The organism is Pantoea sp. ME81 (assembly GCF_903970985.1).
Taxonomy (GTDB): Bacteria; Pseudomonadota; Gammaproteobacteria; order Enterobacterales; family Enterobacteriaceae; genus Pantoea; species Pantoea communis.
The window spans coordinates 1-1,006 of the sequence record NZ_CAJCKS010000364.1; the positions used below are offsets into that span (position 1 = coordinate 1).

At 55.9% G+C, this 1,006-nt stretch carries 2 protein-coding genes; one reads left to right on the forward strand and one right to left on the reverse strand.

Features of this window, described 5'->3' with window-relative positions:
- Positions 1–271 (reverse strand): benzoate/H(+) symporter BenE family transporter (locus H7A81_RS27370; RefSeq protein ID WP_182059351.1); only part of this gene is annotated, 271 nt, incomplete at its 3' end.
- A 97-nt stretch (positions 272–368) separates the two neighbouring features.
- Here H7A81_RS27370 and H7A81_RS27375 point away from each other — a divergent pair.
- A complete protein-coding gene (locus H7A81_RS27375; protein WP_166931318.1) occupies positions 369–914 on the forward strand; it encodes a helix-turn-helix domain-containing protein in 546 nt (181 codons plus the stop codon).
- Positions 915–1,006 lie beyond the last annotated feature (92 nt).

Below are 1,006 nucleotides of genomic sequence, written 5' to 3' on the forward strand. Positions count from 1 at the left end.
CCTGCACGCTGGTGGCCAACAGTGCCGCCCCCGGCGTCGACCAGGCGGCCAGAATGGGCATGCGTGTCCACACTGAAAGACCGAAAGAGGCTAACCCCATGCCAATGCCGAGCATCGACAGCCATCCGCCGATCTGTTCTGGCGAGGCGCCTGCAGCCTGAGCGGCCTGGAAAATCAATGCGGCAGTGCTGCTGTATCCCACCAGCACCGCAATAAAGCCGGAAACCAGCATAGGGAAAGAGAAAGCGTTGCGCGAAGTGGCGGTGATCATCGGTTTGCATCCTGCTGTGCGTTATAACGCACACTATTGCACGAGTGTGTTATAACGCACAAGTGCTACACTGCGCGCGAATTTGCCAGGAGATAGCATGGAAAATCTGCATCAACATTTGAGCCAGGCGTTAAAACAATTGCGCCAGGCGAACGGCTGGAGCCTGACACTGGCAGCGGATCGCACCGGTGTCAGCAAAGCGATGCTGGGCCAAATCGAACGCGGTGAATCCAGCCCGACGGTGGCGACATTGTGGAAAATCGCCACCGGTTTCAATGTGCCTTTCTCGTTTTTTGTTCAGGGTAGCGATCAACCGCCGGGTATCGCCGCGACGTTTAGCCAACCCAATGCGCAAATGCAGGTGAAGCCGCTGCTGCCCTATGATGCCGCGTTGCGTTTTGATCTGCTGGAAGTCACGCTTGCTGGCGGTGCACAAAGCGACTCTTCCGCACACGAAAGTGGCGTGATTGAGCAGGTGGTGGTGCTGGAAGGTGAGCTGCTGCTGTGCGTGGAGGGAACCTGGCGTCGTCTGCAAAGCGGCGAAGCGCACCAGTTTGCGGCGGATGTCGCGCACAGTTATCGCAATCCCCTCAGCACACCTCTGCGTTTTCACAGTTTGATTCATTACATCAAGCGGCCCTGAGTGCCAATTACAAATTGATACGAAGGTAAACTACACAGTTTGCCTTCGTATTTATATACTCGCGCTTCATCAGTAAGGAGAAGGTGCCATGA